Origin of the sequence: Streptomyces sp. NBC_00210 (genome assembly GCF_045160975.1) — a bacterium.
GTDB lineage: Bacteria > Actinomycetota > Actinomycetes > Streptomycetales > Streptomycetaceae > Streptomyces.
The window spans coordinates 5,866,126-5,883,583 of sequence record NZ_CP108120.1; the positions used below are offsets into that span (position 1 = coordinate 5,866,126).

Below are 17,458 nucleotides of genomic sequence, written 5' to 3' on the forward strand. Positions count from 1 at the left end.
TCCCGGGCCACGTCCTGGGTGACTTCCTGGGTGACGGACAATGGGGGGCATGCCTTCCGTACTGCCCGATGGTGAGCCGATGCCCGAGGACGGGACGCTGCCCGCGTCCGCACTCGAGGGCGCCGGAGACCGGCCGCTCGCCTTCTATCTGCATGTGCCGTACTGCGCGACCCGCTGCGGCTACTGCGACTTCAACACCTACACGGCGACCGAGCTGCGGGGCTCTGGCGGCGTGCTGGCCTCCCGCGACAACTACGCCGCGACGCTCACCGACGAGGTGAGGCTGGCCCGGAAGGTGCTGGGCGACGACCCGCGACAGGTCCGGACCGTGTTCGTCGGTGGCGGTACGCCGACACTGCTCGCCGCCGCCGATCTCGTACGGATGCTGGATGCCGTACGGGAGGAGTTCGGGCTCGCCGACGACGCGGAGATCACCACCGAGGCGAATCCGGAGTCGGTGAACCCCGAGTATCTGGCGGAGCTGCGGGAGGGCGGCTTCAACCGGATCTCCTTCGGGATGCAGAGCGCGCGGCAGCATGTGCTGAAGGTGCTGGACCGTACCCATACGCCGGGGCGGCCCGAGGCATGCGTGGCCGAGGCTCGGGCGGCGGGCTTCGGTCATGTGAACCTCGACCTGATCTACGGCACGCCGGGGGAGTCCGACGACGACTGGCGCGCGTCGCTCGCGGCGGCGGTTGGCGCGGGTCCCGACCACATCTCGGCGTACGCGCTGATCGTGGAGGAGGGCACGCAGCTGGCGCGGCGGATCCGGCGCGGCGAGGTCCCGATGACGGACGACGACGTCCACGCGGACCGGTATCTGATCGCCGACGACGTGCTGTCGCGCGCCGGTTTCGACTGGTACGAGGTCTCCAACTGGTCGACCTCCCGGGCGGGCCGGTGCCTGCACAACGAGCTGTACTGGCGCGGCGCGGACTGGTGGGGCGCGGGACCCGGGGCGCACAGCCATGTGGGCGGGGTGCGCTGGTGGAACGTGAAGCACCCGGGCGCCTACGCGGCGGCGCTGGCGGAGGGGCGGTCGCCGGGGGCGGGCCGCGAGGTGCTCTCGCCGCAGGACCGCCGGGTGGAGCGTGTCCTGCTGGAACTGCGCCTGCGCGAGGGCGTGCCACTGTCGCTGCTCCGGCCGGTGGGCCTTGCGGCGGCGGGCCGCGCACTGGCGGACGGCCTGCTGGAGGCGGGGCCTTACGAGGCGGGGAGTGCGGTGCTGACGCTCAGGGGGCGGCTGCTGGCGGACGGGGTGGTGCGGGACCTGGTGGACTGACGGGAACGGGCGGGGTGGGGAAAAGACCCCCGCCCACACCTACGGCGCTGTCACGAAATCGATCAGCTCCTCCACCCGCCCCAGCAGCTCCGGCTCCAGATCCTTGTAAGACCGCACCCCGGACAGAATCCGCTGCCACGCCGCCCCCGTGTTCTCCCGCCAGCTCAGTGCACGGCAGACGCCTGTCTTCCAGTCCTGGCCGTGCGGGATCGACGGCCACGCCGGGATGCCCACCGAGGAGGGCTTCACCGCCTCCCACACGTCGATGTAGGGATGGCCCACCACCAGTACGTCCGCGCCGGTGACCCGGTCCGCGATGCGGGACTCCTTCGAGCCGGGGACCAGGTGGTCCACCAGGACGCCGAGGCGTGCGTCCGGGCCGGGGGCGAAGTCGGCGACGATCGACGGGAGGTCGTCGATGCCCTCCAGGTATTCGACGACGACGCCCTCGATGCGCAGGTCGTCGCCCCAGACCCGCTCCACGAGTTCCGCGTCGTGGCGGCCCTCCACGTAAATGCGGCCCGCACGGGCGACGCGGGCGCGCGCGCCCGGGACCGCTATCGAGCCCGAGGCCGTACGGGCCGGGCGGGCGGGGCCCGCAGCCGAGGGGCGGACGAGGGTGACCACCTTCCCCTCCAGGAGGAAGCCCCGCGGCTCCAGCGGGAAGACCCGGTGCTTGCCGAAGCGGTCCTCCAGTGTCACCGTCCCCGCCTCACAGCGGATCACCGCACCGCAGAAGCCCGTCCCGACCTCCTCCACGACCAGATCGGGCTCGGCCGGCACCTCCGGTGCGGGCTGCGACTTCTTCCAAGGCGGGGTCAGATCCGGGCTGTAGCTGCGCATTCGGCGACGCTACGACACCCCGAAGCGCGCCGCCAGCATGTCCCGCTGTGCGCGCACGAACGCCGCGTCCACGACCGCCCCGTGCCCCGGTACGTACACCGCGTCCTCGCCGCCCAGTGACAGCAGCCGGTCCAGCGCCGCCGGCCAGCGGGACGGGATCGCGTCCGGGCCCGCCTGCGGCTCGCCGGACTCCTCCACCAGGTCGCCGCAGAACACCACCTCCGGGTCCCCCGGCACCAGTACCGCGAGGTCGTGGCCCGAATGACCGGGGCCCACGTTCGCCAGCAGCACCTGGCGGCCACCCAGGTCCAGCGTCCACTCGCCGCACACCAGGTGCTGCGGCACCACCAGCACGTCGACCGACTCCGCCGCATCGGCGGCGGGGACCCCGTGACGTACCGCCGAGCCCCGGATCGCGTCCCGGTCCCGCCTCATCAGATCCGCGACCCCCACCGCGCCGTACACCTCGGCCCCCGAGAACGCCGCCGTCCCCAGTACATGGTCGAAGTGGGGATGACTCAGTGCGATATGCGTCACCCGGCGGCCGGCCATCAGCCCCTGCGCCTGAGCGCGCAGTTCGGCGCCCTCACGCAGTGTGGAGCCCGTGTCGTACATGAGGACACCGTCCTCACCGGCGATCAAACCGGCGGTCGCGTCCCAGACCGGCAGCCGTCGACGCCCCACTCCGTCGGCCAACCGCTCCCAGCCGAAGTCTTCCCAACTGACGTCCATACCGCGACGCTACTGGCAACGACCAGCACAGCGCGCGGTGGCGCGGTCGGCGGCCCTGGCCGGGCAGCCCTTGCTAGGTGCGTACCCCACCGCCGTACACTGGCACGTGGAAATGCTGGCACTCGTACGCAGCGAGTGCCAGGCACCACCGAGGAACCACAGCTGGAGGTGTGCGCGATGCTCAGCGAACGCAGACTCGAGGTGCTGCGCGCCATCGTCCAGGACTATGTCGGCACCGAGGAGCCCGTCGGCTCCAAGGCGCTCACCGAGCGTCACAAGCTCGGCGTCTCGCCGGCGACCGTCCGCAACGACATGGCCGTGCTGGAGGACGAGGGCTACATCGCCCAGCCCCACACCAGCGCCGGCCGTATCCCCACGGACAAGGGCTACCGGCTCTTCGTCGACAAGCTGGCCGGCGTCAAGCCGCTGTCGTCGCCCGAGCGGCGCGCCATCCACAGCTTCCTGGACGGAGCCGTCGATCTCGACGATGTGGTCGGCCGTACGGTACGGCTGCTGGCGCAGCTGACCCGGCAGGTCGCCATCGTCCAGTACCCCTCGCTGACCCGGTCCACCGTCCGGCATGTGGAGCTCCTCTCCCTCGCGCCTGCCCGGCTGATGCTCGTGCTGATCACGGACACCGGGCGGGTCGAGCAGCGCATGATCGACTGCCCCGCGCCGTTCGGCGACAGCTCGCTCGCGGACCTGCGCGCCCGGCTCAACAGCCGGGTCGTCGGGCGCCGCTTCGCGGATGTGCCGCAGCTGGTGCAGGACCTTCCCGACTCCTTCGAGTCGGAGGACCGCGGGACCGTCTCCACCGTGCTCTCGACTCTGCTGGAGACCCTGGTCGAGGAGACCGAGGAGCGGCTGATGATCGGCGGCACCGCCAATCTGACCCGCTTCGGGCACGACTTCCCGCTGACCATCAGGCCGGTGCTGGAGGCGCTCGAGGAGCATGTGGTGCTCCTCAGACTGCTCGGTGAGGCGAAGGAATCGGGCGGCATGGGCATGACCGTACGGATCGGTCATGAGAACGCCCACGAGGGCCTCAACGCCACGTCCGTCGTCGCGGTGGGCTACGGTTCGGGCGACGAGGCAGTTGCCAAACTCGGCGTGGTCGGACCGACCCGCATGGACTACCCCGGAACGATGGGAGCGGTACGCGCAGTGGCACGTTACGTCGGACAGATCCTGGCGGAGTCGTAAGTGGCCACGGACTACTACGCCGTACTCGGCGTACGCCGCGACGCGTCCCAGGACGAGATCAAGAAGGCCTTCCGCCGGCTTGCCCGTGAACTCCACCCGGATGTGAATCCGGACCCGAAGACGCAGGAGCGCTTCAAGGAGATCAACGCCGCGTACGAGGTGCTGTCGGACCCGCAGAAGAAGCAGGTCTACGACCTCGGCGGGGACCCGCTGTCCCAGGCGGGCGGCGGTGGCGCGGGCGGCTTCGGAGCCGGTGGCTTCGGGAACTTCTCGGACATCATGGACGCGTTCTTCGGGACGGCGTCGCAGCGGGGGCCGAGGTCGCGTACGCGGCGCGGCCAGGACGCGATGATCCGTCTGGAGATCGATCTCAACGAGGCGGCCTTCGGTACGACGAAGGACATCCAGGTCGACACGGCCGTCGTGTGCACCACCTGCTCCGGTGAGGGTGCCGCGCCGGGCACCTCGGCGCAGACGTGTGACATGTGCCGTGGCCGTGGTGAGGTCTCGCAGGTGACGCGGTCCTTCCTGGGGCAGGTCATGACCTCGCGGCCGTGCCCGCAGTGCCAGGGCTTCGGCACGGTCGTGCCGACGCCGTGCCCCGAGTGTGCGGGCGACGGGCGTGTGCGGTCCCGCCGGACTCTTACGGTCAAGATCCCGGCCGGCGTCGACAACGGGACGCGCATCCAGCTCGCCGGTGAGGGCGAGGTCGGGCCGGGCGGCGGCCCTGCGGGTGATCTGTACGTGGAGATCCACGAGCTGCCGCACGCTGTCTTCCAGCGGCGCGGCGACGATCTGCACTGCACGGTGACGATCCCGATGACGGCGGCGGCGCTGGGCACGAAGTGCCCGCTGGAGACGCTGGACGGGATGGAAGAGGTCGACATCCGCCCGGGCACGCAGTCGGGCCAGTCGATCCCGCTGCACGGGCGCGGGATCACGCACCTGCGGGGCGGGGGGCGTGGCGACCTGATCGTGCATGTCGAGGTGATGACGCCGTCGAAGCTGGACGCGGACCAGGAGAGGCTGCTGCGGGATCTGGCGAAGCTGCGCGGCGAGGAACGGCCACTGGGCCAGTTCCAGCCTGGCCAGCAGGGCCTGTTCTCCCGCCTGAAGGACGCGTTCAACGGCCGTTAGGCCGCCCGTTGGGGGTCCCCCCGGATTGAGTCCGGGGGGATCGAGGACAGCGCCCGAAGGGCGTACGGGTGCCTGGGGGCTTGCCCCCGGTTGACGAACGGAACGCCGGATTCGGTGGGGCGCGGGCGACGTGGCACCATTCCTGCATGTCCTCCGCACTGACCGATCTCTGCCGGCACCCGATCGTGCAGGCCCCCATGGCGGGCGGCGCATCCTGTCCCCCCTTGGCCGCCGCCGTTTCCGACGCCGGTGGCCTCGGGTTCCTCGCTGCCGGGTACAAGACCGCGGACGGCATGTACCAGGAGGTCAAACAGGTCCGCGGGCTCACCTCGCAGCCCTTCGGCGTGAATCTCTTCATGCCGCAGCCGAGCACCGCCGACCCCGCCGCCGTCGAGGTCTACCGGCATCAGCTCGCCGGTGAGGCGGCCTGGTACGAGACGCCCCTGGGCGACCCCGACTCCGGGCGCGACGACGGGTACGAGGCCAAGCTCGCCATCCTCCTCGACGACCCCGTTCCCCTCGTCTCCTTCACCTTCGGCTGCCCGACCCGTGACGTGCTCGACTCCTTCGCCAAGGCCGGCACCTTCACCGTCGTCACCGTCACCTCGCCCGACGAGGCGCAGGCCGCCCAGTGGGCCGGTGCCGACGCCGTGTGTGTGCAGGGCATCGAGGCGGGCGGACACCAGGGCACGCACCGGGACGACCCCGCGTCCGACGGCGCCGGGATCGGGCTGCTCTCGCTCATCGCGCTGGTCCGCGAGACGGTACAGCTGCCGATCATCGCCGCGGGCGGCCTGATGCGCGGCGGTCAGATCGCCGGCGCGCTCGCCGCGGGCGCGGTCGCCGGGCAGCTCGGGACCGCGTTCCTGGTCTGCCCCGAGTCCGGCGCCAATGCGCTGCACAAGCAGGCCATGACGAATCCGCTGTTCGTACGCACGGAGTTGACCCGGGCCTTTTCCGGCCGGCCGGCCCGCGGCCTGGTGAATCGTTTCATGCGCGAGCACGGCCCGTACGCCCCCGCCGCCTACCCCGAGGTGCACCACCTGACCAGCGGTCTGCGCAAGGCCGCCGCCAAGGCGGGCGACCCGCAGGGCATGGCGCTGTGGGCCGGTCAGGGCCACCGGATGGCCCGCGAACTGCCCGCCGGGCAGCTCGTCGAGGTCCTCGCCGCCGAAGCCGACTCCACGCGCGCCGCGCTCGCGCTGGGCAGCTCCCGATGACCGCACCGGTGTTCCTCGTCGACTCACTGGACGGCGTGGGCCCGGGTGCGCTGATCACCCTGGACGGGCCCGAAGGGCGGCACGCCGTCTCCGTACGCAGGCTGCAGTCCGGCGAGGACGTCGTGCTGACGGACGGGCGAGGGCGCGGCGCAGCAGGCGTGGTGCTGCGGACCGAGGGCAAGGACCGGCTGATCGTCGAGCCGCTGCAGTTTCCCACGGAGCCCGAGCCCACGCCCCGTATCACCGTCGTTCAGGCCCTCCCCAAGGGCGACCGTGGCGAACTCGCCGTCGAGACCATGACGGAGACCGGTGTGGACGCCGTCGTGCCCTGGGCCGCCGCCCGCTGTATCACGCAGTGGAAGGGCGAGCGGGGTGCCAAGTCGCTCGCCAAGTGGCGTGCCACGGCGCGCGAGGCGGGCAAGCAGTCGCGCAGGCTGCGCTTTCCCGAGGTCGCGGACGCGGCAACGACCAAGCAGGTTGCGGCACTTCTGGCCGAAGCCGATTTCGCGGCCGTGCTGCACGAGGAGGGCGCCGAGCCCCTGGCCACCGCGGAACTGCCCGCGCAGGGCTCGATCGTGCTGGTGGTGGGGCCCGAAGGGGGCGTGTCCCCGGAGGAGTTGGCGGCCTTCGCCGAGGCGGGTGCGAAGCCGTACCGGCTGGGGCGCAGCGTGCTGCGGACCTCCACCGCCGGCACGGCCGCGACGGCGTTGCTGCTGGGCCGCACCGGCCGCTGGTCCTAGGGCGGCGTGTTTTAGAAGTCGCGCCTGCCCCGCGACGCCTGACACGCACATCTACACGGGGGATTTGTGTCCGCAACCACTCTTTTCCTCCGGGGGACTCGGTGTCACGCTGCCGTCTATGCGGGGCATGAGACGAACGCGGTACCGGCGGGCCCTTGTCGCAATCGGTGCCGCAGGGGCGGCAGTTGTGGGTGTCGCGGCCTGTGAGCCGGCGAGCGGCGGGCTGAGCTCCGTCGCGGTCGCGGTCACCACCGACAAGACGGCGACCAGTACGCTGGAGCGGATCGGTTTCAAGGTGCGCTGGCTGAGCTGTACGGCGAAGATCGGCGACGGGAAGGCCAGTGCCGGATCGTCCACGTCGCCGTCGGGCGCGGGCGTTGCCACCGTCGACTGCCAGGGGGAGACCGACTCCGGCCAGAAGATCACTCTCAAGGGCAAGGTGACGGAGGAGCGTTCCGGCGCGTGCGTGCGCGGCGACCTGATCGCCAGGGTCGACGGCAAGGTCGTCTTCGAGGCCAGCGTCCTCGGCAACTGCAACGCCGCGTCCAGCAGCGCCCCTTCGCCCACCCCACCGGGCGGGCAGCCGCGGCCCACCGTCACGGTGACCGTGACCGTGACCGAGACACGCGACCCGCCGGGCAAGTGATCCCCAAAGGCGTGACCGGGCGGCGGCACCCTGCCTAGGGTGACGGTGTGACGCACCCTGCCTACCTCCGGTACCCGCATGTCCACGGCGAGTTGATCGCCTTCACCGCAGAGGACGACGTCTGGGTCGCCCCGCTCGACGGCGGCCGGGCGTGGCGTGTCAGCGCCGACAACGTTCCGGTGAACCATCCCAGGATCTCGCCCGACGGCACGCACATAGCCTGGTCCTCTTACCGGGACGGCGCCCCCGAGGTGCATCTGGCGCCCCTCGACGGCGGGCCCACGGACCGGCTGACGTACTGGGGCAGCAATAAGACATCCGTACGCGGCTGGACCCCGGACGGCGAGATTCTCGCGATCAGCACCCACGGCCAGGCCTCGCTGCGCCGCACCTGGGCGCGGGCCGTCCCGCTCGACGGCGGGCCCGCGACCGTGCTGCCGTACGGGCCGGTGGGCGACGTCGCGTACGGACCGCACGTCCTGCTCCTCTCCGCCACCATGGGGCGCGAGGCCGCCGCCTGGAAGCGCTACCGGGGCGGCACGGCCGGCAAGTTGTGGATCGACCGGGCGGGCGAGGGGGAGTTCGTACGCCTGCATGAGGAGCTCGACGGGAACATCGAGTATCCGCTGTGGGTGGGGGAGAGGATCGCGTTCCTCTCCGACCACGAAGGGGTGGGGGCGGTCTACTCGTCCCTGCCGGACGGGTCCGATCTGCGGCGGCACACTTCGGCCGACGGGTTCTACGCCCGCCATGCCGCCACCGACGGCACCCGCGTCGCCTACGCCAGTGCAGGCGAACTGTGGCTCCTCGACGACCTCGACACGGCAGAGCCCCGCCGGCTCGACATCCGCCTCGGCGGTCAGCGCACCGATCTGCGCCCCCGCCCGGTCAGGGCCGACCACAACCTCGGCACCGCCACGCCCGACCACACCGGACGCGGCAGCGCCGTGGAGATCCGCGGCGGCATCCACTGGGTCACCCACCGCGAGGGGCCCGCGCGGGCGCTCGCCGTGGAACCCGGCGTACGGGCCAGGCTGCCCCGCACCTTCCGGGTGGACGGCGAGGAGCAGGTCGTCTGGGTCACCGACGCCGAGGGCGAGGACGCGCTCGAGTTCGCCCCGGCCACCGGCCCCGGCGCCACGCCCCGCAGGCTCGGTGCGGGACGGCTCGGCCGCGTACTGAGCCTCGCCGTGGCCCCCGACGGCAGCCGCGCCGCTGTCGCCTCCCACGACGGCCGCGTACTTCTCGTGGAACGCGAGTCGGGCGAGGTCCGCGAAGTCGACCGCAGCGAGCACGGCGAGGTCAACGGCCTGGCCTTCTCGCCCGACTCCGGCTGGCTCGCCTGGTCGCACGCGGGACCGGACCCGCTGCGCCAGCTGAAGCTCGCCAACACCGCCGATCTGTCGGTCTCCGAGGCCACCCCGCTGCGCTTCCGCGACTTCCAGCCCGCCTTCACCCTCGACGGAAAGCATCTCGCCTTCCTCTCCGAGCGGGCCTTCGACCCGGTCTACGACACACATGTCTTCGACCTCGCCTTCGTCGGCGGCTGCCGCCCGCACCTGATCACGCTGGCGGCCACCACACCGTCGCCGTTCGGCCCGCAGCGCCACGGCCGGGCCTTCGACGCCGACAAGGACAAGGACGGCGGGCAGGACGCGGAAGACGTCGCGGTCACGCGCATCGACCTCGACGGGCTCGCGGACCGGATAGTGCCGTTCCCCGTCGAGGCCGCCCGCTACTCGACGCTGCGCGCCGCGAAGGACGGGCTGCTGTGGCTGCGCCACCCGGTGCGCGGCGTCCTCGGCGCGACCCGTGCAACGCCCGACGACCCGGGACCCCGGACGGAGCTGGAGCGGTTCGATCTCGTCCAGCAACGGGTCGAGGAGCTCTCGTCCGACGCCACGAGCTTCTCGGTCAGCGGCGACGGCAAGCGGGTGCTGCTGTACACCGACGGCACGCTCAAGGTCGTGCCCAGCGACCGCAGGGCCTCGCGCGACGAGGACAGCGACACCAACATCACCGTCGACCTCTCGCGTGTACGCGGCAGCATCGACCCGGCCGCCGAGTGGCGGCAGATGTACGACGAGGCCGGCCGGCTGATGCGCGACAACTTCTGGCGCGCGGACCTCGGCGGCGTCGACTGGGACGACGTACTGGACCGCTACCGCCCGGTGCTCTCGCGGGTGGCCACCCATGACGATCTGATCGACCTGCTCTGGGAAGTGCAGGGCGAACTCGGCACCTCGCACGCCTACGTCACGCCGCACAGCTGGTACGGGGACAGGTCGACGCGGCAAGGGCTGCTCGGTGCGGACATCTCCCGCGCGGCGGACGGCGCCTGGCGCATCGACCGCATCCTGCCGTCCGAGACGTCCGACCCGAAAGCCCACTCGCCGCTGGCCGCGCCGGGCGTCGCGGTGCGTGCGGGGGACGCGATTCTCGCGGTGGACGGCCGGCCGGTGGACCCGGTGGCCGGGCCCGGGCCACTGCTCGTCGGCGCGGCGGGCAAGCCCGTCGAACTGACCATCTCCCCGGCGGGCGGCGGCGATCCGCGGCACGCGGTCGTCGTCCCGCTCGCCGACGAGGAGCCGCTGCGGTACCACGCCTGGGTGGCCGGCCGGCGCGCATACGTCCATGAGAGGTCCGGCGGCCGGCTCGGCTATCTGCACGTTCCCGACATGCAGGCGCCGGGCTGGGCCCAGATCCACCGCGATCTGCGGGTCGAGGTCGCCTGCGAGGGCCTGGTCGTGGATGTACGGGAGAACCGCGGCGGGCATACGTCGCAGCTCGTCGTCGAGAAACTGGCGCGGCGGATCGTGGGCTGGGACCTGCCGCGCGGGATGCAGCCGTTCAGCTATCCGCTGGACGCACCGCGGGGCCCGATCGTCGCGGTGGCGAACGAGTTCTCGGGATCGGACGGCGACATCGTCAACGCGGCGATCAAGGCGCTGGGGATCGGCCCGGTGGTGGGCACGCGCACATGGGGCGGGGTCGTCGGCATCGACAGCCGGTACTCGCTGGTGGACGGGACGCTGGTCACTCAGCCCAAGTACGCCTTCTGGCTTGAGGGGTACGGCTGGGGTGTGGAGAACCACGGCGTCGATCCGGACGTGGAGGTGGTGATGTCGCCGCAGGACCACGCGGCGGGGCGTGACCCGCAGCTGGACGAGGCGGTGCGGATGGCGCTGGCGGTGCTGTCGGAGAACCCGGCGAAGTCGCCGCCGGTGCTGCCGTAGGCAGTGCGGGTCGCCTGGGAGGCGCGGCGCGGGTGGGCGGGCTTGGGCGTGGGGCTCTGCGCCACGGCCGGGGCCCGCCCGCGAACCCGGGTGACTCCTCCAACCCCCCTGGCACACCGCGCCCGCGAACCCGATCACTCGATACCATGCCGGTCCCAGTGCACTCACGCGAGGAGGAGCCCGGCATGGCGGGAGAACCGCAGGCTGACTGCCTGTTCTGCAAGATCGCGGCGGGGGAGGTGCCGGCCACCGTCGTACGCGAGACCGAGCAGATCGTCGCCTTCCGCGACATCAACCCGCAGGCCCCGACGCACGTCCTGGTCATCCCCAGGGCGCACTACCGCGACGCCGGGACCCTCGCCGCGGCCCAGCCGCAGCTCGCCGCCGATGTGCTGCGGGAGGCCGGCGAGGTCGCCGCCGAGGAGAAGATCGACGGCACCGGATACCGGATCGTCTTCAACACCGGCGCCGGCGCGGGCCAGACCGTCTTCCACGCCCACGCGCATCTGCTGGGCGGCCGCGGCCTCGAGTGGCCCCCGGGATAACGAAAGCCGGCTCACCTTGTCCGTACGTGAATTGGTCGTGCTCGGCACGGCCAGCCAGGTCCCCACCCGGCACCGCAACCACAACGGCTATCTGCTGCGCTGGGACGGCGAGGGCATCCTCTTCGACCCGGGCGAGGGCACGCAGCGCCAGATGCTGCGGGCCGGCGTCGCCGCGCACGACATCAACCGGATCTGCGTGACGCACTTCCACGGCGATCACTCCCTGGGACTCGCCGGAGTGATCCAGCGGATCAACCTCGACCGGGTGCCGCACGAGGTGTCCGTGCACTATCCGGCGAGCGGGCAGCGCTTCTTCGACCGGCTGCGGTACGCGACGGCGTACCGCGAGACGGCCGAGCTCGCACCCGCCCCGGTCGCCGCGGACGGGCTGCTGGCCGCGACCGGTTCGTACACCCTCGAGGCGCGCAAGCTGTCGCACCCGGTCGAGTCGTACGGCTACCGCCTCATCGAGCCGGACGGCCGCCGGATGCTGCCGGAGAAGCTCACCGAGCACGGCATCAAGGGCCCGGACGTGGGCCGGCTCCAGCGCGAGGGCCACGTGAACGGTGTCACGCTGGATCAGGTCAGCGAGGTCCGCAGGGGCCAGCGCTTCGCGTTCGTGATGGACACCCGGCTCTGCGACGGCGTGCACGCGCTGGCGGAGGGCTGCGACATGCTCGTCATCGAGTCCACGTTCCTCGACGGGGATCATCAACTTGCCGCCGACCATGGCCACCTGACCGCGGGCCAGGCGGCCGCGGTAGCCCGCGAGGCCGGTGTGCGGCATCTGGTGCTGACGCACTTCTCGCAGCGGTACAACGATGGTGGGGGCACCTCCCGGACGGAGTCTGGGGGAGAGTTCGAGCGGCAGGCGCGGGCGGCGGGCTTCGACGGTGATCTGACCGTCGCCCAGGATCTGCTGCGCGTCCCCTTCCCCAAACGTCACCAGTGAGCGAGAAAGCCGTGCCACTCCCCAAGGCCGAACTGCACCTCCACATCGAAGGCACCCTTGAGCCGGAGCTCGCGTTCGCGCTCGCCGCGCGCAATGGCGTGACGCTGCCGTACAAGGACACCGAGGAGCTCCGCCGCGCGTATCTCTTCCAGGATCTGCAGTCGTTCCTGGACCTGTACTACGGCCTGATGGCCGTGCTGCACACCGAGGACGACTTCGCCGATCTCGCCGACGCGTATCTGGCGCGCGCGGCCGAGCAGGGCGTGCGGCACGCGGAGATCTTCTTCGACCCGCAGGCCCACACGTCGCGGGGCGTCCCGCTCGGCACGGTGGTGGAGGGGCTGGCCCGCGCGCTGGACCGCGGCGAGGAGCGGTACGGCGTCTCCACCCGGCTGATCATGTGCTTCCTGCGGGACGAGTCCGCCGAGTCGGCGATTCAGACGCTTCAGGCCGCGAAGCCGTATCTGCACCGGATCACGGGGGTGGGCCTGGACTCGGCGGAGGCGGGTCATCCGCCGTCGAAGTTCAGGGAGGTGTACGAGGCAGCGGCCGAGCTCGGCCTGCGCAAGGTCGCCCACGCGGGCGAGGAGGGCCCGCCGGCGTACATCCGGGAGGCCCTGGACATCCTCGGCGTCGAACGCATCGACCACGGCCTGCGCTGTGTGGAGGACCCGGACCTGGTGGCACGCCTGGCCAGGGAACGGATTCCGCTGACGCTCTGCCCCCTGTCGAACGTGCGCCTGCGGGCCGTGGACGTGCTGGAGGAACACCCGCTGCCGCGGATGATGGCCGAGGGCCTGCTGTGCACGGTGAACTCCGACGATCCGGCGTACTTCGGCGGCTATGTCGGGGACAACTTCCGTGCGGTGCACGAAGCGCTGGGGCTTGGCGAGGAGCAGCTGCGGGAGCTGGCCCGGAATTCGTTCGTGGCGTCGTTCCTGGAGGACGACGAGGAGCGGAGGGGGCGGTTGCTGGCGGAGGTGGAGGCGTACGAGTTCGAGGCGGCGGGCGCGGAGTAGGCCGCGAGTCGCCTGCGGCGGGCCTTCCCCCGCCCCGCCCGTTCCCTCAGCCGGGGCTCGGCCCCGGACCCTGTACGCCCTTTGGGCGTGTCCTCAAGCAACCACCAACGCCCCCTGGCCCACGCTCACCACGAACCCGGCGACTGCCATTGACGCTCACTGGTCGCCTATCTAATCTCGATTCTCATACGTGTACATCATCCATATGGGGAGACGGCATGAGCACCGGCAACGACCTCACCATCGCCGAGGTGCGGCTCACCCCGATCCTCGTCGCCGACCCCCCGCTGCTCAACACGCAGGGCGTGCACCAGCCGTACACCCCCAGGCTCATCGTCGAAGTGGTCACGGCGGGCGGCGTCACCGGTGTCGGTGAGACCTACGGCGACGCCAAGTACCTCGATCTGGCGGCCCCGTTGGCAGATGTGCTGACCGGCTGCCCGGTCAGTGATGTGAACGGGCTGCATCGGCTCGCGGACCTGGTGTGCGGCGACTCCGTCGCGGCCACCGGTGCGGACGCCGTCGACGCCGGCGGTCTGCGCGGCGTGCAGACCGCCGACAAGCTGCGGCTCTCGGTCGTCTCCGGCTTCGAGGTCGCCTGCCTCGACGCGCTCGGCAAGGCCCTCGGACTGCCCGTGCACGCGCTGCTCGGCGGCAAGGTGCGGGACGCCGTCGAGTACAGCGCGTACCTCTTCTACCGCTGGGCCGAACACCCCGCCGGGGCGGGCGAGTCCGACGACTGGGGCGCGGCGCTCGACCCGGCGGGGGTCGTCGCGCAGGCCCGTCGCTTCGCCCGCGACTACGGCTTCACCTCCTTCAAGCTGAAGGGCGGCGTCTTCGAGCCGGACCAGGAGATCGCGGCGGTCCGCGCACTGGCGGCGGCATTCCCCGGTCAGCCGCTGCGGCTCGACCCCAACGGCGCCTGGTCGGTCGAGACCTCGCTGAAGGTCGCCGAGGAACTGAGCGACGTCCTCGAATACCTGGAGGACCCGGCGAGCACCACGGACCGGATGGCCGCGGTCGCGGCCGGCACCGACGTACCGCTGGCCACCAACATGTGTGTGACGACCTTCGCCGAGATCCCGCAGGCCTTCGCCCGCGGGGCCGTGCAGGTCGTCCTCAGCGACCACCACTACTGGGGCGGGCTGCGCAACACCCGTGAACTGGCCGCGATCTGCCGGACGTTCGGGGTCGGCCTGTCCATGCACTCCAACACCCATCTGGGCATCAGCCTCGCCGCCATGACCCATGTCGCCTCCGTCGTACCCAATCTGGACTACGCCTGCGACAGCCACTACCCGTGGCAGACCGAGGACGTGATCACCGAGCGCCCCGAATTCAAGGAAGGCCGCCTGGCCGTGAGTGATCTGCCGGGACTCGGCGTCGAACTCGACCGCAGCAAGCTGGCCCGCCTGCACCGGCGCTGGCTCGACGACGACGGCACCCTGCGGGACCGGGACGACGCGGCGGCGATGCGGGTCGCCGAGCCGGGCTGGGCGGCGCCGCCCGTACCCCGCTGGTAGCGACCCGCCAGGGACAGCTCCGGCTGCGAGGAGGGGCGGGGGCAGGGCCCTGTCAGGCACACTGGCCTGATCTGCACCACGTACCAGGAGCGGCGGGCACGGTGACCACTCGACACGGAGAGCAACGGGACCACACGGCCGCCGGCCTGGACCCCCTGGCCGCCGTGCGCACCCCCGCCGACCCGGCCTGCGACGTCTACCTCACCGGCAACGTCTTCCTCGACATCATCTTCACCGGTCTCGACACCGCCCCCGTCCGCGGCACCGAGTCCTGGGCCCGGGGCATGGGCTCCAGCCCCGGCGGCGTCGCCAATATGGCCACCGCGCTCGCCCGGCTGGGGCTGCGGACCTCGCTCGCCGCCGCGTTCGGGGACGACCACTACGGAGAGTACTGCTGGGACGCCCTGGAACAGGGCGAGGGCATCGACCTCACCCTCTCCCGCACCGTGCCCGGCTGGCACTCGCCCGTCACCGTCTCCATGGCGTACGAGGGCGAGCGCACCATGGTCTCCCACGGCCACGAGGCGCCGCCGCCCGAGCCCGCCCCCGACTGCCCGCCGCCCGCCAGGGCCGCCGTCGCCTCCCTCACCCCCGGCCGCGCCGAGTGGATCGCCCAGGCCGCGCGCAAGGGCACCCGCATCTTCGCGGACGTCGGCTGGGACGACACCGGCCGCTGGGACCCGGCCGACCTCGCCGATCTGGAGCACTGCGAGGCCTTCCTGCCCAACGCCGAGGAGGCGATGCGCTACACCCGCACGGACTGCCCGCGCGCCGCCGCCCACGCCCTCACCGACCGCGTACCGCTCGCCGTCGTCACCCTCGGTGCGGAGGGCGCGTACGCCGTGGACGGCGCCACCGGCGAGAGTGCACAGGTCCCGGCCATCGAGGTGGAGGCGCTCGACCCGACGGGCGCCGGCGATGTCTTCGTGGCCGGGTTCGTCACCGGCACCCTCGCCCGCTGGCCGCTCGCCGACCGCCTCGCCTTCGCCGGGCTGACCGCGGCCCTGTCGGTGCAGGAATTCGGCGGATCGCTCTCCGCCCCCGGCTGGTCCGAGGTCGGAGCATGGTGGCAGCAGGTCCAGGGCTTCGCCGACCAGGACCCGGCGGCCTTGCGCCGGTACGCCTTCCTCGAGGCCCTGCTGCCCGCGCAGGCCCGGCCCTGGCCCCTGCGCAGAGCCGTCCCGACCATCGGCTTCGGCCGCTCCGCATAGTTCCGCGGGGACCGACCCGCGGAGCCCCGCCGGAAAAGCCCTCGGCCTTGTCAGTGTCAAGTCGTACGCTGGTGTTCCAGAGGTTGTCGAGCAGCGAGAACCCTGCAACGGGAGGTATGTGCAGGCCACAGAGCCGGCCCATGACTCAGACACCCACAGCCCAGACCCCAGCGCCGGGGCAGGCACGAGCCCAGTTCACCGTCCCCGCCAAGCATCCGATGGTGACTGTCCTGGGTTCGGGTGACGCCCTGCTGCGCGTGATCGAAAAGGCCTTCCCGGCGGCCGACATCCATGTCCGGGGCAATCAGGTGAGCGCGGTCGGCGACGCGGCGGAAGTCGCACTGATCCAGCGCCTGTTCGACGAGATGATGCTGGTGCTCCGCACCGGTCAGCCGATGACGGAGGACGCAGTGGAACGCTCGATCGCCATGCTCAAGGCGAGCGAGAACGGCAACGGATCGGACGAGACGCCGGCCGAGGTGCTCACCCAGAACATCCTCTCCAGCCGCGGCCGCACCATCCGCCCCAAGACCCTCAACCAGAAGCGGTATGTCGACGCGATCGACAAGCACACGGTCGTGTTCGGCATCGGCCCCGCCGGTACCGGCAAGACGTATCTCGCCATGGCCAAGGCGGTCCAGGCCCTGCAGTCCAAGCAGGTCACCCGGATCATCCTGACCAGGCCCGCCGTAGAGGCGGGCGAGCGGCTCGGCTTCCTGCCCGGCACGCTCTACGAGAAGATCGACCCGTATCTGCGGCCGCTCTATGACGCGCTGCACGACATGCTCGACCCCGACTCGATCCCGCGGCTGATGGCGGCGGGCACGATCGAGGTCGCGCCGCTGGCGTACATGCGAGGACGGACGCTGAACGACGCGTTCATCATCCTCGACGAGGCGCAGAACACGAATCCCGAACAGATGAAGATGTTCCTGACGAGGCTCGGCTTCGACTCGAAGATCGTCATCACGGGTGACGTCACCCAGGTCGACCTGCCCAATGGCACCAAGAGCGGTCTGCGCCAGGTCCGGGACATCCTGGACGGCGTGCAGGACGTGCACTTCTCGTTGCTCACCTCGCAGGATGTCGTACGGCACAAGCTCGTCGGCCGTATCGTCGACGCGTACGAGAAGTACGACAGCCAAAACGGGAAGTAGTCACAGCGCACC

Annotated in this window: 15 protein-coding genes; 13 read left to right on the forward strand and 2 right to left on the reverse strand. The window is 71.5% G+C overall.

What is annotated here, in order from left to right; genetic code table 11:
• The first annotated feature begins 49 nt into the window (after positions 1-49).
• Positions 50-1,282, forward strand: a complete 1,233-nt coding sequence (hemW, locus tag OG729_RS26455) for a radical SAM family heme chaperone HemW (protein ID WP_405808330.1) — start codon at positions 50-52, stop codon at positions 1,280-1,282.
• Between the two features lie 39 nt (positions 1,283-1,321).
• Here hemW and OG729_RS26460 read toward each other — a convergent pair whose 3' ends face one another.
• Positions 1,322-2,125, reverse strand: coding sequence for a DUF3097 domain-containing protein (locus OG729_RS26460; protein ID WP_405808331.1), 804 nt, complete (start codon positions 2,123-2,125; stop codon positions 1,322-1,324).
• Between the two features lie 9 nt (positions 2,126-2,134).
• On the reverse strand, positions 2,135-2,857 hold the full coding sequence (locus OG729_RS26465; RefSeq protein ID WP_360879874.1) for an MBL fold metallo-hydrolase: 723 nt from the start codon (positions 2,855-2,857) through the stop codon (positions 2,135-2,137).
• Between the two features lie 177 nt (positions 2,858-3,034).
• Here OG729_RS26465 and hrcA point away from each other — a divergent pair, with 177 nt between their 5' ends.
• From hrcA to OG729_RS26525, 12 genes are all read left to right on the forward strand, one after another.
• Complete coding sequence (hrcA, locus tag OG729_RS26470) at positions 3,035-4,060, forward strand: heat-inducible transcriptional repressor HrcA (protein WP_360879877.1); 1,026 nt, start codon at positions 3,035-3,037, stop codon at positions 4,058-4,060.
• Positions 4,061-5,197: a molecular chaperone DnaJ gene (dnaJ, locus tag OG729_RS26475; protein ID WP_360879881.1), complete on the forward strand. Its 1,137-nt coding sequence runs from the start codon at positions 4,061-4,063 to the stop codon at positions 5,195-5,197. It abuts the gene before it with no gap.
• 146 nt (positions 5,198-5,343) lie between these two features.
• Positions 5,344-6,417 carry a nitronate monooxygenase gene (locus OG729_RS26480; RefSeq protein ID WP_360879884.1) on the forward strand — a complete coding sequence of 358 codons (1,074 nt, stop codon included), beginning with the start codon at positions 5,344-5,346 and terminating at the stop codon, positions 6,415-6,417.
• Complete coding sequence (locus OG729_RS26485; RefSeq protein ID WP_405808332.1) at positions 6,414-7,157, forward strand: 16S rRNA (uracil(1498)-N(3))-methyltransferase; 744 nt, start codon at positions 6,414-6,416, stop codon at positions 7,155-7,157. Before OG729_RS26480 ends, OG729_RS26485 begins: the two co-directional genes overlap by 4 nt.
• Before the next feature lie 127 nt (positions 7,158-7,284).
• Positions 7,285-7,803 carry a hypothetical protein gene (locus OG729_RS26490; RefSeq protein WP_405808333.1) on the forward strand — a complete coding sequence of 173 codons (519 nt, stop codon included), beginning with the start codon at positions 7,285-7,287 and terminating at the stop codon, positions 7,801-7,803.
• A 47-nt stretch (positions 7,804-7,850) separates the two neighbouring features.
• Positions 7,851-11,039, forward strand: a complete 3,189-nt coding sequence (locus OG729_RS26495; protein WP_405808334.1) for a S41 family peptidase — start codon at positions 7,851-7,853, stop codon at positions 11,037-11,039.
• A gap of 185 nt (positions 11,040-11,224) precedes the next feature.
• A complete protein-coding gene (locus OG729_RS26500) occupies positions 11,225-11,584 on the forward strand; it encodes a histidine triad nucleotide-binding protein (protein ID WP_405808335.1) in 360 nt (119 codons plus the stop codon).
• A 16-nt stretch (positions 11,585-11,600) separates the two neighbouring features.
• Positions 11,601-12,536, forward strand: a complete 936-nt coding sequence (locus tag OG729_RS26505; protein WP_405808336.1) for a ribonuclease Z — start codon at positions 11,601-11,603, stop codon at positions 12,534-12,536.
• 11 nt (positions 12,537-12,547) lie between these two features.
• Positions 12,548-13,555 (forward strand): adenosine deaminase, encoded by a 1,008-nt coding sequence (locus OG729_RS26510; RefSeq protein ID WP_405811295.1) that lies wholly within the window; start codon positions 12,548-12,550, stop codon positions 13,553-13,555.
• Between the two features lie 218 nt (positions 13,556-13,773).
• On the forward strand, positions 13,774-15,078 hold the full coding sequence (locus tag OG729_RS26515) for a glucarate dehydratase family protein (protein WP_405808337.1): 1,305 nt from the start codon (positions 13,774-13,776) through the stop codon (positions 15,076-15,078).
• Positions 15,079-15,179: 101 nt separating this feature from the next.
• A complete protein-coding gene (locus OG729_RS26520; RefSeq protein WP_360879903.1) occupies positions 15,180-16,289 on the forward strand; it encodes a PfkB family carbohydrate kinase in 1,110 nt (369 codons plus the stop codon).
• 140 nt (positions 16,290-16,429) lie between these two features.
• On the forward strand, positions 16,430-17,446 hold the full coding sequence (locus tag OG729_RS26525) for a PhoH family protein (RefSeq protein WP_405808338.1): 1,017 nt from the start codon (positions 16,430-16,432) through the stop codon (positions 17,444-17,446).
• Positions 17,447-17,458 lie beyond the last annotated feature (12 nt).